A 17,417-nucleotide genomic window follows, 5' to 3' on the forward strand; every position below is an offset into this window, starting at 1 on the left:
TGTCTCAGTGGCATGTGCTGATTGTGGCTAAATCAATCAGGCATAAAAAAAGCCCTATCAATTAGATAAGGCTTTTATAATTCTTCTTCTATCTTCTTTAGATCTGAGTCACGTAAGAATAAATCGATAGCCGTATTATGCATAGTAGTTGCTATCATAATTGAGCGCTGACTACGATGATACTGGTTACTATTACTATAATCCTGATCAGTCGATAGGCGCTTAGCATTCTCAAGCTTGAGTTGTTTAACTAACTCAGCCTGCTTTAAACAATAACGTCTAACTATGCGCTCAATCATTTGGTTCTCAGAATAAAAAAGACGATTGGCTGTTGAACCTATCGTCTTATAATCTTTTGCTGCTTTACCTGTAGGATTTAGCAGTATGACAAAATCATACCTCACAGTGCGTCATGGGTCAAGTGCTCATTCTTCTTCGTTTAATTTACGGCGGTACCAACTTACAGCATCGTTAATTGTTATCACTAAACCTTCTAAATCAGCAAGCATTTGCTTCTGGTACCATAGGAAGTGGTTGCTATATGTCCGGTCATTCATTTCGATACCACTGAATAGTAAGCGACCTTTCACAGTATAGACATCCCACAATTGATACAACTCAAAATACAACACCATACGCGCCATGAGCTGGGCTAAATCCGTTAGATTATGTTTGCAGCCTTTAGGTTCATTACGATCATGCTCTTTGCATTGCGCTATCATATGAGATGCTAAATGATTAGTAACCTCATTAAAAGCCTCTGACCAATCCCAGGCGCTATCGTTACCCCAAAGTATTATACTAGCCAGCGATTTTGCAGGTCTATTGTATACACTAGCAATGGCGGCGCACTTGTCTTCCCAATTCACTTCCGGGGCCATACCGCCTTGACCGATATCAAACTTCACTGTCTTGGCATGCATGCCGCGCTCAAGCCACTCTTGATGTGCAAGCTGTAGTATTTCTGACTTTCCTAAGCTTGTATGCAGTTCGTCAATTATTGCGAAACTGTACTGCCCCGCCTTAGTGGGTTTCGTTTTTGGTTCGGATGGTTGTTGTTGGCTTGCTGGCTTGGCTTGATTAGTGAACACTTCAATAGTGACGGTACGCTTGACGCTTGGCGTCTCTGGACGATTAAACACTAACTCATCTTTATCATAATCAACCGATAGAACTGTGAGCGGCTTACCTTTTTTATCTATCCATTCAGTTTTTGGTTCGATAGCTATCATTGATCTGGCCCTTTTAGTATTAAATCTCTTATTGTGTAACAGCTTGGACAGCACAAGAACGGGGTGTTGAGTAAATAATTCTGATCAAGATGATGCTGAGTTAATTCTATACCGCATGATTCACACCTTTTTACTTCATTTTCTTTCGTACGCTCTGCCATATTCACCTCCTCAATCAATCCCGTTTAAAGCTTGCGCGCATAACACAGAACAATGCAAAGAAACCAAGTAACGCTAATAGCGAACCTGATAGCTTATACAGCTCAACCACAGTGAATGACACAGCAATCACCAACACCACGTTATAAATCATCGCTAACAGTGCATGAAAACACTCTGGCCAATATTTCCAATCCATCTTACTTACTCCCTTTGTTTTTAGTAGGTGCTGGCACGATGACCACGCCTTTTTCAATCAGTCGATGGTACTTATAAATCATCATGCCCGCATCGCGCGCATGCTCAGATGTACGGCCATTCCAGCCGGTGATCATTTTAAAGTCTTTGGCGTTACGCTTGGTGTCAATGTTTGCTGGCGAGACAAGCAGATGAGGAATATTATATCGCTCACAAAACTCTTGCCAGATTCCACAGTCGCGCTTAACTGAACCAACCCCTTGCATCCGCTCACGCCCTATACTGCGATCAACCCATGAGCGTTTGCGAACGTCCTCAATGCAGACAGCAAAAGAGATATCTGATGCCTGTGCCTCTTCAAACGCTTTATGCACTTTATCTTGTGCGCTTAGTATTGTCTGAGTAGAGACTTCTTGCAGTACGCCGTCAATACTATGCGCGTAGCCTGTTTTGACGCCGGTGTCTATTCCAATTAGAATCATTAGCGAACCTCGACATTTTGAAACGGGATAATACTTTCAGGTTTAAAGATTATCTTATAGTGATACTTTGATGCTGTCGTGTGGTCGAGCTGCTCAACTGTGTATGTCACATTGTCGCTATAACCCAAAAAATGTTTTTGATATTTATCTTTACCAGTCTTACATATTGCCTCAAGCTGTCTATCTGCACTGTCAGCATAAATTGAACAATAACCAGTCATTTCTAAAATATATTCGCCACGTATAGCGTTATAGAACACAACACGGCGTAACACTTCAAAATTATCAGCATCTTTACTAACGTTTTTTGATGCAATCTTAGCGTCACCTTCACAGCCAGTTAAAACTAAAGAAGACAGTACAGCCAACACTATTAATTTATTTCCGATCACTTCTTACCCCTTAATAATCTGATTGAAACTGGTTCGGCTCATGGTTTCCTTGCTGCCGTCCGTGTAATAGACCTGTACCGTGTTACTTGCTATAAACTCGTATCGTTGGACTATTTTCTTGTTGTAGATGTTCTTCATGCTATATCTCCAAAAATATCCGGCTGCACCTGCTCACAGTTAGGTGATATCCAAAGCACTTCTGTGCGCTTAGTACTGCCGTGCCGACTACTGATAGCTGTCTGTCTTAATGATTTAGTCCAGCCAACAAGCTTGTCGTTGTAAAGTTCATTGTCATAGCCACTGATCACAAACATGCCTTTTGACTTTAGAGTCAGCTCGAGTAAGCGCTCATGCTCAAACTCGTCCATTTCAAACTTACCGTAGCTGTCTTTGTTCGTGCGCGTATCAAGTGTGTACGGCGGATCAAGATAAAATAGCGTGTCGCTGCGGTCGTGTTGTCCAATGATGTGATAAGCGTCTGCATTTTCGATGATCACGTTACGCAAGCGCTCAGTTACCGATAAAACAACTTCGGGTAACTCACTCCAAAAGGTTCGACATAGCAGTTATGCTGCGGGAAGTGGCTAATAATCCAAGGCGCTAAGCGCCATTTTGCACCGTGATAGCGCATTAGAGGCTTAGTGCTCATACCGCCTCCTGAAGTTCATTAAGTAAACGATCATAAGCTTCGTCAGAGGACTCGCCGGGCATTTTGCCCTGCTTCACATATTCGTAAGTGTCATTAATCGTCATGCTTGGTAACGGCTCTTTGAGCATGCCATTGAATACGCAGCTCTTGTTAGGGTCGCACTTTGGTTGTACCGGTTGGCTATGGCTCGGATGGAATACTGGCGGTAAGTCGCTATCGTGTCTGTTAGACGACGTGCCAGCGCTGTTGCTCCAATCTGCGTTATCAATATTAAAACGGCCTTTGGCTTTGTCCTGACGCGCTTGCGTGGCTGCTTGCTTGTCAACCTCACCCGCTAGCCATTTACGGAGTTTGGCTTTGCGATTTGATTCAGTTACTAGCGGCTTACCAAGCAAGGCTTGCTCAGCGTAATGCGATTTAAAATCTGAAACGTGCAAATCATACTGATCATCAGTGAGCTGCATCATCTTGCCGGCTTTGAATAACTCGCCGCGCATCTCGTCAATGGTAGGTGCTTGCCAGCATTCAATATCTACAGCATTAAGACCTCGAATTTGATCAGCCTTGGTTTGAGTAACTGCAGCTTGATTATCATCAGTAGGGTTATCCACAGAACTATCAACAACCGAGTTTTCCTCGTGTGTTCGTGCGTCCTCACTAATTGGTTTATGGTTATTGGTTATTGGTTCATAGTTCTTAGTTATAGCGGCGTTTTTTGCGTTACTAGCGTTACAGTCATCGTTACTTGGCGTTACACCCTGCGTTACTATTTCTGATGCATCGTTTACGGCCTTAGATGAAATGCTGTCAGAATGTTGCACATATAAGCTTCTTAGCTCACCAATCTTAATGCCTTTATCAACAGCAACACCAACACCATTAAGGCTATCAATCATTAGCTTACGTTCTTGACGAGACTTACGCACACGCTCGGTGGATGTCATAGGTTCGTCATTATCGTTACACGTAACGTTACACCCTGCGTTACTTGGCGTTACACCTTGCGTTACATCAAACGTTACACCGTTACGAGCAGCGTTACCGCTTGCGTTACCTTTGTTTTTATTACCCCATTTATAATCTTTAAGTATCTTGTCCCAAGCGGCGCGCTTGTAGTACTTGCCTGCCTTCTTGAACTTATCCTTTAGTACGAATGCCAGTGCTTGCTTTTCATCATCGCTGATGACAGATAGGCGGCGCTGCAATAATTCCATGTCGCTACCATCGATAGGTTTTTCTTCTGACAAGTAGAGAGAGCGCAAGTCAAGATAGATAGTTTTCTCGATGCGGTTAAAATGTTTGGTCTCAAAGTCGTGATCAGTAAAGTTGTGATTAACAAAATGCATTAGGCCACCCCTTCACTTACTAGGCGCTCAATGATCCAAGCTTCACCGCGTTTGGTGAATAGGGCTTGCGAGTAGCCTTGGTCAGTCTGCTTAACTTCGCCTAATCCTTTGTCGATAAACCATTGCTGGAATACACGAGAGCGCTTCACTGCTCTGTTATAGACACCAAGCTCATCAAGTACCTTGTTCATAGCAACGGCTGATAGGTGAACCTTTTGAGCGACTTGCGTGGCATTGAGCAAGCCTTTACGCTCGACTACGTTGTCATAGTGCATAACTTTGGGCTTGGCAAGTTCTAACTGACGGGCTTGATTGGCAGCTAGTTGTAGAGCTTCAGCGTAGCTTTGTGGGATGGCTGGCGTGTTTGCTTGTGCTTCGAGCTCTTGCCAGCGTCTATTGATGCGAACTCTAAGGTTTCGGCTGTAGCCCGTAATTAAGTCAATGGTCTGCGCTTTGCTTAATAAGTATTCTCTGTATTGCTGTCCGTTATCAGCGATATATAACGACCCCCCAATTTTGGGGAGTGATTCTTCAGATAAGGTTTCGTTCAGAGACTCGATGTCACGGCAAACATGATCGTGACGCTTATTGCATAACTGAGAAATTTCACGACTGCTCATTGTTTGATTATTTATTTGCAAAGTTTGAATATTCATTGTAGTATTCCTTTATCTAGTTTTTGCTTTGAAGAAACGCCTAAAGCCCATCAGTTCCCGCTGATGGGTTTTTTGTTTGCGTGTCACTTTTGTTTTTGGCCTGACTGGTTCGCTCGATACGCTCAAACTCACGCTTGATAGCAAGGTCATCACCAGTGACCGATGTTGTTGCTATAAGGTTGCAATATGAGCATTTACAATTCATGCGATCTGTCATGACTATCTCCCGTTGCACTTTTCTTCTGCGTGCTTACTAAGAGTGCGCAGCGCTACGATCATGTTTTGAATGTTGGTTTGGATTGACTCGTTCTCTTTGCAGTCAATAATGCCGTCCTCGAGCGCTCGATACATCTCAACCATTAATTCGCCTTGGCATGCAGACGCCGATAAAGCGGTCATGAGTAAACTTGCCTGCGGCGTGGCGCCAGTCGATGTCGTAAACTCACCACCAAGCTGCTGAGCCATCGACTGGATGATTGAGTTGTCACCAGTGAACTGCATAATCGTCAGCGCTTCGTCTAAGCGTAGATGATGGGTGTCAGTATTCGGATTTACTTTATTATTCAGTACAGTGCTAGACATACCCATACGAGCGGCCAAAGCAATAGCGCCACCGTGTTTTGGGTTATGAACTGTCTTATGTGCTGCGTCAATTACGTTCATCGTGTTCTGCCTGTTTATAAAAACGTGTTATGTACGTTTAATTGGTTATATTGTTAGGTTATGCAGTTGGGTTTATACGGCCTTCGTTACTGGCTGAGGTTTGAATGAGTCTTTAATAGCGGTAACTGTTTCGCCTGATAATTCTGAAAGAATATCTGAGTAACTTGTTTCATCAGAGTATTCAGTTCGTGGCAAAGAGCCGTTGGCTGTCCACTTATAAACAGCTCTCGTGCTAATACCTAGCTTTTCAGAGACATTTGGCACACCGCCACAATCGCTATTAATAAAGTCGATTAAGGATTGCTCAATCACTGTTTGATTCCTATTTTAAGAACATTTGGTTCATATTAACAGGTACTGACTATTCATTCAATAGGTAAGATAATCGAACCTATAGTTCATAAGGTGGATACAATGAATAGCGCTGACTCATCCAAAGAAGCATTTGCTGCTAGGATTCATAAGGTTTTAGACGAAATGAATTTCACTAGTAGAGGTAGAGCACAAAGAATAAAGCGCGAAGGCGGTTTTGAGATTTCTGATAGGGCTATTAACAAATGGCTTAATGCTGAGTCGATGCCTGACCATCACAACATAGAGTCATTAGCCAAGTTTCTAAACGTAAACTTTAATTGGTTAGCTGCTGGTCAAGGTGAGAAGAATATAAAAGCGCCAAGTGCAAAGGCGCTTCAGCAGAAAATACTTGATATGCAAGGTTCAAAAAAAGACTCCTCTGTTGAACTTAACATGCCTTTAGAAACAAAAAAGATTAACCTTAGTGATGGTAATAATGATCAGGTGCCAGTAATAAGTTGGGTTGCTGCCGGAAGCTTCAGTGAGGTAATACCAGTTACGATAGATGATGTTATCGAATGGATTCCTAAGCCGCGTCACCTATCTACACGCGCTTTTGGATTGGTTATTCAAGGTAGAAGCATGTGGCCTGAATTTAAACCTGATGAAATCATATATGTAGAACCTGAAATATCTCCTTGGGAGTTAAAAGACGGGGATCTTATTGTCATACATTGCAACGATGATAAGCAGGCGACATTTAAGCAGTTGGTAGTAGGTGATAATCCTAATGATTTATACTTAAAGCCACTTAACCCCGATTGGCCTGACCAGGTGATGATGCCTATGGGTGAATGCTCGCTAGTAGGGATAGTTGATAGTAAATATGTCAGGTATAGATAAAGGAAGGACTATGAAACCTTATGAGTATTATTGGATTGAGCACTTTTTATTATCCGCCGTGCTTGTTGATAAATTACCGCTAGGTTGGTGTGTTTATCGAGAGCCTATAGACTTTGAGTAATTAAATACGAACAAGCCCGCTAGTAATAGCGGGTTTTTTATTGCCTAGAATTTGATGTAGTTCATTTATTATGAATTAAAGGTTCATTAATATTTGACATATAAGAACCATTGGTTCATAATAAAATCATCACATCGACACAGAGTAATTATTATGAAAAGAGCAATTATCAACATGATAGCCGCTATCGGCCTTATGTCTTTAGTTGTTATCGCGCTCAATACCGCCAATGCCGGCGCTAGTGCTGTTTCTGATGCTTATGAGCGTCAGCAGGCAGCACAGCGCGCCAAGATTGAGCTACACAAGCTTGACTACCCTGCCAGCGATGATAACTACGTCACTGATCCTATGAATGGCTATGACGAAGAAATCGCGCTGCTAGAGCAAGCTGAGAAAGATGCGGTAGCGGCTCATGCGAATGCTTTTTTGGCGAAGGTTAATGAGGATTAACCCTCGCTTCTCAATTTTATTATTAACTTAAGGGAATACAACCATGCCAAATCATATTACAAACCGAATAACCGTTATCAAAGGTGAGTACGACCTAAGCACAATAAGCACCTTTAATGCCGTAGTACCTATGCCACCCGCTTTGAAAGAAATAGAACATAGTGACGTAGTTATGGAAGTTGAGCATATGTTAGGAATAGCATTAACATATTTCAGTGAAAGACCAACCTTGCCTCAGCTAGAAGCTAAGTACTCAGAGCCAAAAAACAAAGATGCTTTACGTCAAGCCATGAGTAATCAAATTATGTATGGCGCTACTTCTTGGTATCAATGGTCAGTTGATAATTGGGGCACCAAGTGGGATATGTACGATGTGTTCTATAACGATAGTGTCAATGTTCTAGTATTTGATACGGCGTGGTCAGCGCCTATGTATTGGATAGAGGCGTTAGCAAAATCGCTGCCTGAAGGGGTTGAGCTTAAGGTTGAGTACGCTGATGAAGATGCTGGTAATAATGCTGGCATCGTTACGCTCTCTAAAGACAAATGTGATATCAATCGTTTTGATAACAATAGTGACGAAGCGTGGCAAATGGCGGTTGACCTTAAAAACCTCGGTGACTTATATAAAAAAGTCGATGGCGAATGGGTCTGTACTGAGGATTAATTGCTAGGAGAAAACGATGCCAAAAGACATTTACGCGCTAACCGGTCACTTGCACGATCAACTTGACCGCATATCGAATCCCGACATGAGCGCAAAACAGTTAGAGGTTGAGCTGGCACGCGGGGCCAGTATTACTAAGATAGCGGCGCAAGTGATAGACGGCGAACGAGTCATCAATGAGCGGGCACGTATCATCGCTGAGCACGCTCCCAATAACCTTGTAGACGTGCTACGAGTTGGGGTGGTCAAAGATGATTAGAAGACACTATACCGCCGAAGAGCTGATATGGATTAGAGCCAACCAAGCAGATATGACTCGCCAGCAACTGACCGACGCATTCAATGCTAATTTCGAACGCTCAGTCAGTTGTAATGCCATCTCTCTACTGTGCATACGCAAGAAGTATAAAAGCAATGCTGAAGCTTGGAACAAGGGCATGGCGCCCACTGGTAGACCATTTAAGAAAGGCCATAAGGTACGCTCCAAGCCTATCGGTTATGAGTGCCAAAGATCTAATGGTGATATTTATATCAAGGTGGCCCAGCCGAATGTTTATAAGCGCAAGAAGTTTATCGTTTGGGAAGAGCATCACGGCCCAATACCAGCGAACCATGAAATTAGGTTTTTGGATAACGATAAAACAAACTGCACTATCGATAACTTGATATGTGTACCTAGCGACATATCGATAAACGTCAACGTACACAATCCGGCTGACACTGATCAACCAGAGCTGAACAAAGCTATTTATCTAACTGAAGTGCTGAAGCGTGAGATTCGTGAAGTGCTTAAACGGGAAAAGGAATTGCATTATGGCTGATGACATTGATCTCGCTCAAGAGCGACAAGATTTAGAAATGGCAGCACGTATGCAGATAGCGCAAAGATTTGACACCCCTTCTCTCACTGAGTGTGATGATTGCGGTGAAGATATACCAAGTAAGCGACAGTCGATTGGTGGCGTTACTCGCTGCGTAGACTGTCAGAATCATTTTGAAGGACGCCGCTGAACGCAAATGAGCGCAAAAGGATAACCTGCGATGCTAATTGAATTAAACAGAAACTACTTAAAAGCCATGCGCTTAGTCACTGCCAAAGAGGATGTGCGTTATTACTTGATGGGCATCTATTTCGTGGGTAGTGAAGGCAAAGTGCTAGCTTACGCGACAGATGGACATCAGCTTATGCGCTGGATAGTCGAAGATGAGTACCAGGGCGATGACTTTGAGTACATTATCAATCGCCGCGCCATCAAAGATGCTATTAAGACCAAGTATCATATTCACTTAAATATCGAAACTGGAGAGCTTGTCTGCGCTAAAGATGAGGATTTTAGAACATTCAAAGGGTTAATAGATGGCAAATATCCTGATGTTAAAAAATTGGTAAGCCGTTTGATTGAAGATATACCAAAAGAAAAAGTGAAGTCGCTTGCTTTTAACGCTTATTATCTTGCTAATCTTGGCAAGATTGGATGTATCATCGGCAAAGAATTTGGCCAAGAGAGATCTCCAGTGCGACAATTCAATCGCGCATCAATTGGCGGCATTGAGAATATCTTTACTTTCCCACAAGCTAATAATCTGATGTATGTCGTGGCTAACATTAGGCACGAAAACATTACTGACAGGGAAAAATACGCGGTCATGATGGATCACAGCGCCATAGAACGCGAAATCATTGAAGATATTGTTGATAGCGGGTTTTCTATTAAGTGCGGTGTCAGTCGTCATTCTTACAAAACGGCTGTAAGGTGCGCTAAGAATAACTCAAGAGTCGCCTTCATTACTGATTACGATGATAAGCACTTTATAGACTGCAATGGTGAGATATGGGACTTCGCTTGCCGCATAGAAAAGGAGCATGACCATGCAAAATCAAAATAAAACGCTTATCGAAACGCTCCACGAACTTGGTTTAACACCTCTTGACTGGGTAGATGCCAAGCAGTTTGCTGCGCTGACTGGCATTGCCGAGCAAAAGCTTACTCACCGTAAGCGAGAGTGGCCAGAAAACGTTGTTTGGATGAAGCAGAGTGGTAACCTATATTACTCAATAAGAGGATATAACGAATGGATGAGTCAGCAAGCAGAACGGCGCTACCGACAGGCGTGCGGCTTAGATCGGGGCGCATCCAGATCTACTTTAGCAGAGACGGTAAGTCCTATCATGTCACGCTCCCACACCCCATCACTGCGGAGGGCATCAAGGCAGCTGCTAAAATTAGACGCGACCTAATCACCAAGGCTGAATGGGGTGTGCTCACAGAAGCAGACCTCGCCAGCGCAAAAGGTGAATTGGTTAATGATGATAGCGTCATCGTCGGCGATGGCGCCTTATTCCAAGAAGTTGCCCAAAAGTACCTAAAGCACTGCGAAGCCAATACCGACTCTAAAAAGGATTATGTCAGCGCGCTAAACAAGCACTGGATGCCGCGCTTGGCAATGCTGCCAGTACATGAAATAACCTCTGATCTAATACGTGACATCATTGCTGATATCGACTTCAAATCTGACAAGACGTTTAATAATTGCCTTGTACCACTGCGCGGCGTATTTGATAAAGCGATTGAGTTGCGCCTTATCACGCCAGCCGACAACCCAATGTCGATGATCAAGAATAAGAAAGTGCAGTCTGGACTACCGGACCCATTTACGCGCGATGAAATGAACGCGCTACTCTCTTGGCTTGATAGTAACTTAAGCGGCAAAGATAGGTTTTATTATTGGTATTTTGAAGTAGCGTTTTGGACAGGGTGCAGACCAAGCGAATTGGTTGCGCTAAGATGGAAGGACATCGACTGGTTTAATGGTTCAGTGATCATTAATAAAACGCGCGTGCGCGGTGTTGAGAAGCAAGTCACTAAGACGCACAACGTGCGCGAAGTTTATCTGAATGATAGGTCAAAGGCGGCATTTGAAGCGCTTGAGAAAATGGATTTAAGCAATGATTATATTATGATATGTCCACAGACAAGCCAGCCATTTTATAATGAGAAGCCGTTGCGTATTCGTCTAGTCGATGCAATGAAAGCTACAAGAGTGCGTCACAGACCCGCATATAATGCGCGGCATACTTATGCCACCATGCTATTAATGGCTGATGTAAACCCGGTGTTTGTTGCTAACCAATTGGGGCATAGCCTACAGATGCTCATTAAGCGATACGGTCGATGGATTCATGGTGATCAGAACAAGATTGAGATTTCTAAATTGAATACGGATTGAATAATTTTAACGGGAGTTGTTGATATGAGTCCACCCATAACGATGAAACAAGAAGCGGAAGCAAAAAAGCGCTGGAGAGAAGAGAAGGCTTTTGAAGTTATGCGAGAGTTTATAAGAAGAGATGATTTTAATCATCGAAATAGCAGCACCATTGTTAATATGTCGATAATAATGACAGACAAGCTAATCGAGAAGCTAGAAAAGCCCCAATAAAAAACAAATCATGTCAAAATCATGTCATAAAAAAAGCCAGCCACCTAAGTGACTGACTTCTTTAACAATATTTGGTGGAGATGGCGGGAGTTGAACCCGCGTCCGCCAGCATTACGCTCATGAATCTACATGTTTAGTTTCTGTCTTTAGTTTTAGTCCGCACCGATCCGACAGTCAGGATGGATTGGACGATTCTCTACTTTTGAACCCAAGCGATTGAGACAATCTCTTGTGGCGAACCTATATACGGACGCTTCAACTGGGCTAACCAACTATAGGTAATCGGCAGCGCAGTAAGCAGGGTTTAAGCTGCTAGAGCGTAAGTTTCGTCGTTTGCGACTATAACAATATATGTTTGATTTACGAGAGGACATACACTCTCGACATGCATCATTGAGTTTCATCACCAGCGTCGAAGCCAGAACATCCCCAATAAGACTGAGTATTTTAGACTAACTTTAGCTTTGACTCAACCAATAAAAGATAGTTATTACATTAATTTACAGGCTGACTATTACTTTTTAAGCTTACGTGTTTGCCTTAATCACTCTACTTACTATATAAGGTCAACTCACCCAGTTTCAATAGCTAAGAGACTACTTATAAGAGATTAATAATAAAAGAATATTAGGCCAAAACCTTATTCATCCATTTACCGATATTCTGGATTTGCGGCATACAGACTTGATGCGCCATCGGATAAGTATGATATTCAACGTTGTAGCCTTTATCAGTCAATAGCTGCTGAGCTTGCTGACCTAATACCACTGGCACCACAGGATCTTGTACCCCGTGTTCAATGAGGACTGGCAAGTCTTTATTGATATCACTATAGCTCAGGCTATCATTGGTTGCCAGATAGGTAGATAAGGTCATCAGCCCCGCCAAACGCTGTGGATATCCCAGCGCCACATGGTAAGCCACTGCCCCGCCCTGCGAAAACCCAGCAATGACGATATGCTCAGGCTTAACGCCTCGTTCAATCTCGCGTTGAATCAAATCGCGAATCTGCTGCGAGGATTTCTCAATTTGTGTGACGTCAATCTTACGATCGAGACTCATCTCAAGAATATCGTACCAAGCTGGCATTATCATGCCACCATTGATGGTCACGGGTATTTGCGGGGCATGTGGAAAAATAAAGCGCACTGCCATATCTTTACTAAGGCCTAACTGCGGCACGACTGGCTCAAAGTCATGCCCACTGGCTCCGAGGCCATGTAGCCAAATCACCGCGCGATCAATTGGTTTGTTCGTAGGATTATGCTCTACCGTGACCACGTCCAAATAGTTACTCATACGATTTCCTTATTTAAATTAAGACAAATTATCATTGCCTACAAAGCCTTTTCAAGTGTTGTGATTTTTAGAATATTCATTATTCATCGATTTTTCATAACCTTTGCGTGCTTATCACATAGTCTTATCAGATTTCCATGCTAGGATAGTTTGATAAGCGGTGATGAATACTATTAGCGAATGTTCAACCCGCTCTACTAATTACCTCTATTTATGATGCTAGCCTGCGACTTTTCAATGGTCAAGCTTATAAATACGGTAGTTGTCTTTTAGATACAACCTAAAAATAATTAAGATAGAGCCCTATGACCCACATCCTATTAGTAGAAGATGACCCCGCCATTGCTATGTCGCTCAAAATCACTTGTAAACGTGAAGGCTGGCAGATCACTTGGCTCGATAATGCTAACAGTGTGTTGCCGGTGCTGCATAGTTTGCCTAGCGCAGAGGCGCAAGAGTTGTCGGCGATCATTTTGGATGTTGGGCTGCCAGACGGTGATGGCTTAAGCTTATGTCAACAAATTCGTCATGCGCCTGACCTAGGTAGTTTAAAGGATATTCCGATTATATTTTTGACGGCTCGTAGCGATGAGGTCGATCGTATATTAGGACTTGAGATGGGCGGAGATGACTATTGTGCTAAGCCTTTTAGTCCGCGAGAGCTGGTCGCGCGCCTAAAAGCGGTTTGGCGACGTGAACAGTTATCTCGTCAGCATTCAAAAGATTCTGATAAGACAATCGATGATGCCAACCCAGTCTCAGAATCGCCCATCAGCTTTACTTATAGCTCAGGAGACTGGCATTATCAGCCGCTAAACTATTCGCTCACTTGGGATAAGCAAAAACTAGAACTGAGCAATACCGAGCGCAAAATTTTATTGGCTTTATTGCAAGCGCCCAATCAAGTCTTCAGCCGTGAACAGCTCTTGAATGCAATCAGCGATTATCCCGATCATCGTTTGGCAAGAACCATAGACAGCCATGTCAAATCTATTCGTAAGCAGCTGGCGACTATCCATCCTGATATCGATGTCATTCATACCCACCGTGGTCTAGGCTATGGACTGTGCCCTGCCTAATGGTTACTTCTAAACACCAAAATCGAGATAATACAAAAGCTAATAGTGATGCCGATGTTAATCAAAGCAATTGGTATACTAAGCTGCATTCCATGGGCGCCGACAAGCTGCAAGCGCAGCCTAAACAGCCGCTGAATCTAAGTATATTTTTTCGGATTTGGTTAGCAGTCGCCTTGATCTTGATAGTTTCAGGGGCGGTGGTTTTTACTCAGCTGTTTGAGCACGTCAAGCCAACCGCGCAGCAAGTCATTGAAGATACTTTGCTCGATACCAGTAAAATGATGGCTGCCAATCTACAAGCACCTGTGCAATCAGGGCAAATATTAAATCCTGCCTATCAACAACAGTTAGATAGCGCTTTTATCGCCCAGCTCACTAGCTCTAGAAATCAAGGTAATAAAAGTAAAACGGCTAAAACCGCTTATAATCTAGATAATGAGCCTGAATATAAGCAAAAAACAGCGAGTAGCTTTCGCTTATATGTTACTGATAGTCAAGGCATCGTTCTGTACGACTCCCTACCCGCATCTGATAATGCTGAAGGTGCCGACTATAGCCGCTGGAATGACGTGTATCTGACATTAAGAGGTCAGTACGGCGCGCGCAGTACGCCTGATGCTAACAGCATCCGCGACAGCTCAATTATGTATGTCGCCCAGCCTATTAAGGATGATTTAGGGCGCCTTATTGGTGTGGTTAGCATCGGCAAACCGGTCGATAGTGTCTTGCCCTATCTCGATAATACGCGCCAGCGTATGCTGATTACGACTCTACTTATTAGTGTTGTTTCACTGATTTTGGCAGGGTTAGTCGCTTGGTGGCTGCAGCAAAGTATTAGTCTTGTGACTCGCTATACACAAGCTTTGGCTGAAGATACCCAAAAGCCATACTTCTATTTAGGTCATGAGCTTAACAGCCTGACCGATACTATTGAGACTATGAAACATCGGCTAGAAAATAGAGCTTACGTCAGTGATTATGTGCACACCCTAACTCATGAGCTAAAAAGTCCACTGACTGCCATTCGCGCAAGCGGCGAGTTATTAGAAGATGAAAATCTGGATAGTGATGATCGGCAGATGCTAAGCCAAGCGATTGGCGAGCAAAGTATTAAGATGCAGCAACTCATTGATCGGCTGTTATTATTAGCCAAAGTTGAGCAGCCAACTTTTAGATTAAATCGTCAAGCTATCTCGCTAATTCCTATTATCACTAGCTTGATAAAAGACAGTAGCGTTAAGATTCAGCAGCGTAATTTAGCCTCTATTAAGTTTTTTATTGATAATGAGCCAATAAATCATTTCGCCACTGAACAAGATTATCCGCCCGCTCTCTTAGCCAAGACCACTATTGCAGCCGATAGCTTTTGGTTAGTGCAAGCGCTGCAAAACGTCTTAGACAATGCCATCTACTTCGCTATCAATGAAGTGAGTATCGAGGTGACGACAACGCATAGTAGGACGCATAGTAGCGTAACGGTTGATATTTTTAACGATGGTCAGCCGCTTGCCGATTATGCTATTGTTAAAGCCTTTGATCGTTATTTTAGCCTATCTCATCAAAAAAAATCGCCACAAGCCAACGGTCATAATTTAAAAAAAGGCACGGGGCTCGGCTTAACTTTAGTCAAGCAAGTGATTGAACATCATGGTGGTAGCGTTAGTATCAATAACGTAGATGATAATAAGGAAATTGAAAACATTAGCAGTCTCTCCCAAGGTGTTTTGGTGCGTCTTACCTTACCTTTAGCTAACTAAGATTAATTCATTAAACTTCCATCATCCCTGCACGGGTTTTATACCTCAATATTCTACGATAGCTTTATCCAAACTTGCTATCTAGACAAGGTACAAACCCTATGAAAGAATTAATTCCGACTCATACTCAAGCTACTAACTCAACAAACGCTTACTTAGGTTATAGCCGTCAGGATTGTCGCCAATTATTAGCGACAAATAATATCGAAAGTATTACTTTTGGACACTGGCTCGCTATTCCAAGTCAGCAGCTATTATTGGTTTTTAAACACCAGCGCTGCGTAGCCGTTGATTATTATTCAAAAGTAGCTTGATAGAGAATAAAGCTAAGAGCAACTTATACCCCTATTTATTATAAGCACAAAAAAGCCTTTTACCTTTAATGGGAGTCATTAAAGGTAAAAGGCTCGCTACTAATTAAACGACTTCAAGCTACTCAGTAATCGACGCAACCGGGGCGACCACATCAGCGTTTTGACCGCGGTGACGCAAGTAATGATCGAGTAGTACAATCGCGAGCATCGCCTCAGCGATAGGCGTCGCTCGTACGCCAACGCAAGGATCATGACGGCCTTTGGTTAGCATGTCAATCGCTTCGCCATCAGTATTAATACTCTTACCAGGGGTGGTAATACTGGAGGTGGGCTTAAGTGCTATACTAACGCTGATATCTTGCCCAGAGGAGATACCGCCTAAGATACCGCCTGCATGATTGGCGGTAAAGCCATCAGGGGTCATCTCATCGCGAGACTTATGCCCAAACTGACCGGCTACCGCCATACCATCGCCAATTTCTACGCCTTTAACCGCATTGATGCTCATCATCGCATGGGCAATCTCCGCATCCAGTCGATCAAATACCGGCTCGCCAAGCCCAACCGGCACGCCACTTGCGATAATATCAAGCTTAGCGCCGCAGCTGGTTCCCTCACGGCGTAGACTATCGATTAAGGTTTCAAAGCGCACGACTGCTTCGCTATCAGCGCAAAAGAATGGGTTGCTATTCACAAAGTCCCAATCGATTTGGCTTGGATCAGTGACTTGGCTGTACTCATTACCAATCTGCGTCACATGACCATGAATCTGTATACCTAAGCGCTCAGAAAGATACTTCTTAGCGATAGCGCCTGCTGCCACACGCATAGCGGTCTCACGTGCTGAGGAGCGCCCGCCGCCGCGATAATCGCGAAAGCCGTACTTCATACTATAAGTATAATCGGCATGACCGGGGCGAAAAGTGTCTTTAATCTCGCTATAGTCTTTGGATTTCTGATTGGTATTACGTATCAGTAGCCCGATAGAGGTGCCCGTCGTTTTACCTTCAAAGACACCGGAGATTATCTCGACCTCATCGGACTCGCGGCGCTGGGTGGAATACTTAGAAGTCCCAGGCTTACGGCGATCCAAATCGACTTGCAAGTCCTCGCTAGATAACGCCATACCTGGCGGCACGCCATCGACGATAGCCATCAGGCCAGCCCCATGCGACTCTCCGCAAGTAGTGACACTAAAGAGTTTTCCTATACTATTGCCTGCCATGTCTATCCTTACACGCTTGATACTGCTTTGCTGTTAATATTGGGCTACTTTCAATCTTGCAATCTTGGCTTAACTTATTTCTTTACTCGT

General features: G+C 43.4%; 26 protein-coding genes and 1 other RNA gene. 12 read left to right on the top strand and 15 right to left on the bottom strand.

What is annotated here, in order from left to right; genetic code table 11:
• Nucleotides 1-74: 74 nt before the first annotated feature.
• The 12 genes from ACS8E3_RS07740 to ACS8E3_RS07795 all read right to left on the bottom strand — a co-directional run bounded on the left by ACS8E3_RS07740 (nucleotide 75) and on the right by ACS8E3_RS07795 (nucleotide 6,089).
• Entirely contained in the window at nucleotides 75-299 is a 225-nt protein-coding gene (locus ACS8E3_RS07740; protein ID WP_439242922.1) for a hypothetical protein, read from the bottom strand.
• A 126-nt stretch (nucleotides 300-425) separates the two neighbouring features.
• Nucleotides 426-1,232, bottom strand: coding sequence for a hypothetical protein (locus tag ACS8E3_RS07745; protein WP_439242924.1), 807 nt, complete (start codon nucleotides 1,230-1,232; stop codon nucleotides 426-428).
• Between the two features lie 175 nt (nucleotides 1,233-1,407).
• Nucleotides 1,408-1,590, bottom strand: a complete 183-nt coding sequence (locus tag ACS8E3_RS07750; protein WP_439242926.1) for a hypothetical protein — start codon at nucleotides 1,588-1,590, stop codon at nucleotides 1,408-1,410.
• Between the two features lies 1 nt (nucleotide 1,591).
• Nucleotides 1,592-2,071, bottom strand: coding sequence for a hypothetical protein (locus tag ACS8E3_RS07755; RefSeq protein WP_439242928.1), 480 nt, complete (start codon nucleotides 2,069-2,071; stop codon nucleotides 1,592-1,594).
• Nucleotides 2,071-2,463, bottom strand: coding sequence for a beta-sandwich lipoprotein (locus ACS8E3_RS07760; protein ID WP_439242930.1), 393 nt, complete (start codon nucleotides 2,461-2,463; stop codon nucleotides 2,071-2,073). The genes ACS8E3_RS07755 and ACS8E3_RS07760 overlap by 1 nt, the downstream gene beginning before the upstream one ends.
• A gap of 134 nt (nucleotides 2,464-2,597) precedes the next feature.
• On the bottom strand, nucleotides 2,598-2,960 hold the full coding sequence (locus ACS8E3_RS07765) for a DNA adenine methylase (RefSeq protein WP_439243171.1): 363 nt from the start codon (nucleotides 2,958-2,960) through the stop codon (nucleotides 2,598-2,600).
• A 17-nt stretch (nucleotides 2,961-2,977) separates the two neighbouring features.
• The gene (locus tag ACS8E3_RS07770; protein WP_439242932.1) at nucleotides 2,978-3,112 is read right to left on the bottom strand and encodes a DNA adenine methylase; all 135 of its coding nucleotides are present in this window, start codon (nucleotides 3,110-3,112) and stop codon (nucleotides 2,978-2,980) included.
• Nucleotides 3,109-4,458 carry a DUF1376 domain-containing protein gene (locus ACS8E3_RS07775; RefSeq protein ID WP_439242934.1) on the bottom strand — a complete coding sequence of 450 codons (1,350 nt, stop codon included), beginning with the start codon at nucleotides 4,456-4,458 and terminating at the stop codon, nucleotides 3,109-3,111. The genes ACS8E3_RS07770 and ACS8E3_RS07775 overlap by 4 nt, the downstream gene beginning before the upstream one ends.
• Nucleotides 4,458-5,114, bottom strand: coding sequence for a Rha family transcriptional regulator (locus tag ACS8E3_RS07780; protein WP_439242936.1), 657 nt, complete (start codon nucleotides 5,112-5,114; stop codon nucleotides 4,458-4,460). The genes ACS8E3_RS07775 and ACS8E3_RS07780 overlap by 1 nt, the downstream gene beginning before the upstream one ends.
• A gap of 40 nt (nucleotides 5,115-5,154) precedes the next feature.
• The gene (locus tag ACS8E3_RS07785) at nucleotides 5,155-5,331 is read right to left on the bottom strand and encodes a hypothetical protein (protein WP_439242938.1); all 177 of its coding nucleotides are present in this window, start codon (nucleotides 5,329-5,331) and stop codon (nucleotides 5,155-5,157) included.
• Between the two features lie 2 nt (nucleotides 5,332-5,333).
• A complete protein-coding gene (locus tag ACS8E3_RS07790; protein WP_439242940.1) occupies nucleotides 5,334-5,777 on the bottom strand; it encodes a phage regulatory CII family protein in 444 nt (147 codons plus the stop codon).
• 72 nt (nucleotides 5,778-5,849) lie between these two features.
• Nucleotides 5,850-6,089 carry a hypothetical protein gene (locus ACS8E3_RS07795; protein WP_439242942.1) on the bottom strand — a complete coding sequence of 80 codons (240 nt, stop codon included), beginning with the start codon at nucleotides 6,087-6,089 and terminating at the stop codon, nucleotides 5,850-5,852.
• A 102-nt stretch (nucleotides 6,090-6,191) separates the two neighbouring features.
• Between ACS8E3_RS07795 and ACS8E3_RS07800 the strand changes: the two genes are divergently transcribed.
• The 9 genes from ACS8E3_RS07800 to ACS8E3_RS07840 all read left to right on the top strand — a co-directional run bounded on the left by ACS8E3_RS07800 (nucleotide 6,192) and on the right by ACS8E3_RS07840 (nucleotide 11,653).
• A complete protein-coding gene (locus tag ACS8E3_RS07800) occupies nucleotides 6,192-6,974 on the top strand; it encodes a S24 family peptidase (RefSeq protein ID WP_439242944.1) in 783 nt (260 codons plus the stop codon).
• 274 nt (nucleotides 6,975-7,248) lie between these two features.
• Nucleotides 7,249-7,545: a hypothetical protein gene (locus tag ACS8E3_RS07805; RefSeq protein WP_439242946.1), complete on the top strand. Its 297-nt coding sequence runs from the start codon at nucleotides 7,249-7,251 to the stop codon at nucleotides 7,543-7,545.
• A gap of 43 nt (nucleotides 7,546-7,588) precedes the next feature.
• A complete protein-coding gene (locus ACS8E3_RS07810; RefSeq protein WP_439242948.1) occupies nucleotides 7,589-8,212 on the top strand; it encodes a DUF1281 family ferredoxin-like fold protein in 624 nt (207 codons plus the stop codon).
• A 16-nt stretch (nucleotides 8,213-8,228) separates the two neighbouring features.
• Complete coding sequence (locus ACS8E3_RS07815; RefSeq protein WP_439242950.1) at nucleotides 8,229-8,471, top strand: hypothetical protein; 243 nt, start codon at nucleotides 8,229-8,231, stop codon at nucleotides 8,469-8,471.
• Nucleotides 8,464-9,033 carry an HNH endonuclease signature motif containing protein gene (locus tag ACS8E3_RS07820; protein WP_439242952.1) on the top strand — a complete coding sequence of 190 codons (570 nt, stop codon included), beginning with the start codon at nucleotides 8,464-8,466 and terminating at the stop codon, nucleotides 9,031-9,033. The genes ACS8E3_RS07815 and ACS8E3_RS07820 overlap by 8 nt, the downstream gene beginning before the upstream one ends.
• The gene (locus ACS8E3_RS07825) at nucleotides 9,026-9,223 is read left to right on the top strand and encodes a TraR/DksA C4-type zinc finger protein (RefSeq protein ID WP_439242954.1); all 198 of its coding nucleotides are present in this window, start codon (nucleotides 9,026-9,028) and stop codon (nucleotides 9,221-9,223) included. Before ACS8E3_RS07820 ends, ACS8E3_RS07825 begins: the two co-directional genes overlap by 8 nt.
• Before the next feature lie 30 nt (nucleotides 9,224-9,253).
• Nucleotides 9,254-10,099 (top strand): DNA polymerase III subunit beta family protein, encoded by an 846-nt coding sequence (locus ACS8E3_RS07830; RefSeq protein WP_439242956.1) that lies wholly within the window; start codon nucleotides 9,254-9,256, stop codon nucleotides 10,097-10,099.
• A gap of 186 nt (nucleotides 10,100-10,285) precedes the next feature.
• Nucleotides 10,286-11,440, top strand: a complete 1,155-nt coding sequence (locus ACS8E3_RS07835) for a tyrosine-type recombinase/integrase (protein WP_439242958.1) — start codon at nucleotides 10,286-10,288, stop codon at nucleotides 11,438-11,440.
• A gap of 24 nt (nucleotides 11,441-11,464) precedes the next feature.
• Complete coding sequence (locus tag ACS8E3_RS07840) at nucleotides 11,465-11,653, top strand: hypothetical protein (RefSeq protein WP_439242960.1); 189 nt, start codon at nucleotides 11,465-11,467, stop codon at nucleotides 11,651-11,653.
• A 72-nt stretch (nucleotides 11,654-11,725) separates the two neighbouring features.
• Here ACS8E3_RS07840 and ssrA read toward each other — a convergent pair.
• Nucleotides 11,726-12,084: a transfer-messenger RNA gene (gene ssrA / locus ACS8E3_RS07845) on the bottom strand.
• Between the two features lie 196 nt (nucleotides 12,085-12,280).
• Complete coding sequence (locus tag ACS8E3_RS07850; RefSeq protein WP_439242962.1) at nucleotides 12,281-12,952, bottom strand: alpha/beta hydrolase; 672 nt, start codon at nucleotides 12,950-12,952, stop codon at nucleotides 12,281-12,283.
• 305 nt (nucleotides 12,953-13,257) lie between these two features.
• Here ACS8E3_RS07850 and ACS8E3_RS07855 point away from each other — a divergent pair, with 305 nt between their 5' ends.
• The 3 genes from ACS8E3_RS07855 to ACS8E3_RS07865 all read left to right on the top strand — a co-directional run bounded on the left by ACS8E3_RS07855 (nucleotide 13,258) and on the right by ACS8E3_RS07865 (nucleotide 16,102).
• Nucleotides 13,258-14,031, top strand: coding sequence for a response regulator (locus ACS8E3_RS07855; RefSeq protein WP_439242964.1), 774 nt, complete (start codon nucleotides 13,258-13,260; stop codon nucleotides 14,029-14,031).
• Nucleotides 14,031-15,788: a two-component system sensor histidine kinase CreC gene (creC, locus tag ACS8E3_RS07860; RefSeq protein ID WP_439242966.1), complete on the top strand. Its 1,758-nt coding sequence runs from the start codon at nucleotides 14,031-14,033 to the stop codon at nucleotides 15,786-15,788. The genes ACS8E3_RS07855 and creC overlap by 1 nt, the downstream gene beginning before the upstream one ends.
• A 101-nt stretch (nucleotides 15,789-15,889) precedes the next feature.
• On the top strand, nucleotides 15,890-16,102 hold the full coding sequence (locus ACS8E3_RS07865; protein WP_439242968.1) for a hypothetical protein: 213 nt from the start codon (nucleotides 15,890-15,892) through the stop codon (nucleotides 16,100-16,102).
• 118 nt (nucleotides 16,103-16,220) lie between these two features.
• On the opposite strand, the gene aroC is transcribed toward ACS8E3_RS07865, so the two are convergent.
• On the bottom strand, nucleotides 16,221-17,327 hold the full coding sequence (gene aroC, locus ACS8E3_RS07870; RefSeq protein WP_439242970.1) for a chorismate synthase: 1,107 nt from the start codon (nucleotides 17,325-17,327) through the stop codon (nucleotides 16,221-16,223).
• Between the last annotated feature and the right edge of the window lie 90 nt (nucleotides 17,328-17,417).

It is taken from the genome of Psychrobacter sp. 2Y5, assembly GCF_051847375.1.
Taxonomy (GTDB): Bacteria; Pseudomonadota; Gammaproteobacteria; order Pseudomonadales; family Moraxellaceae; genus Psychrobacter.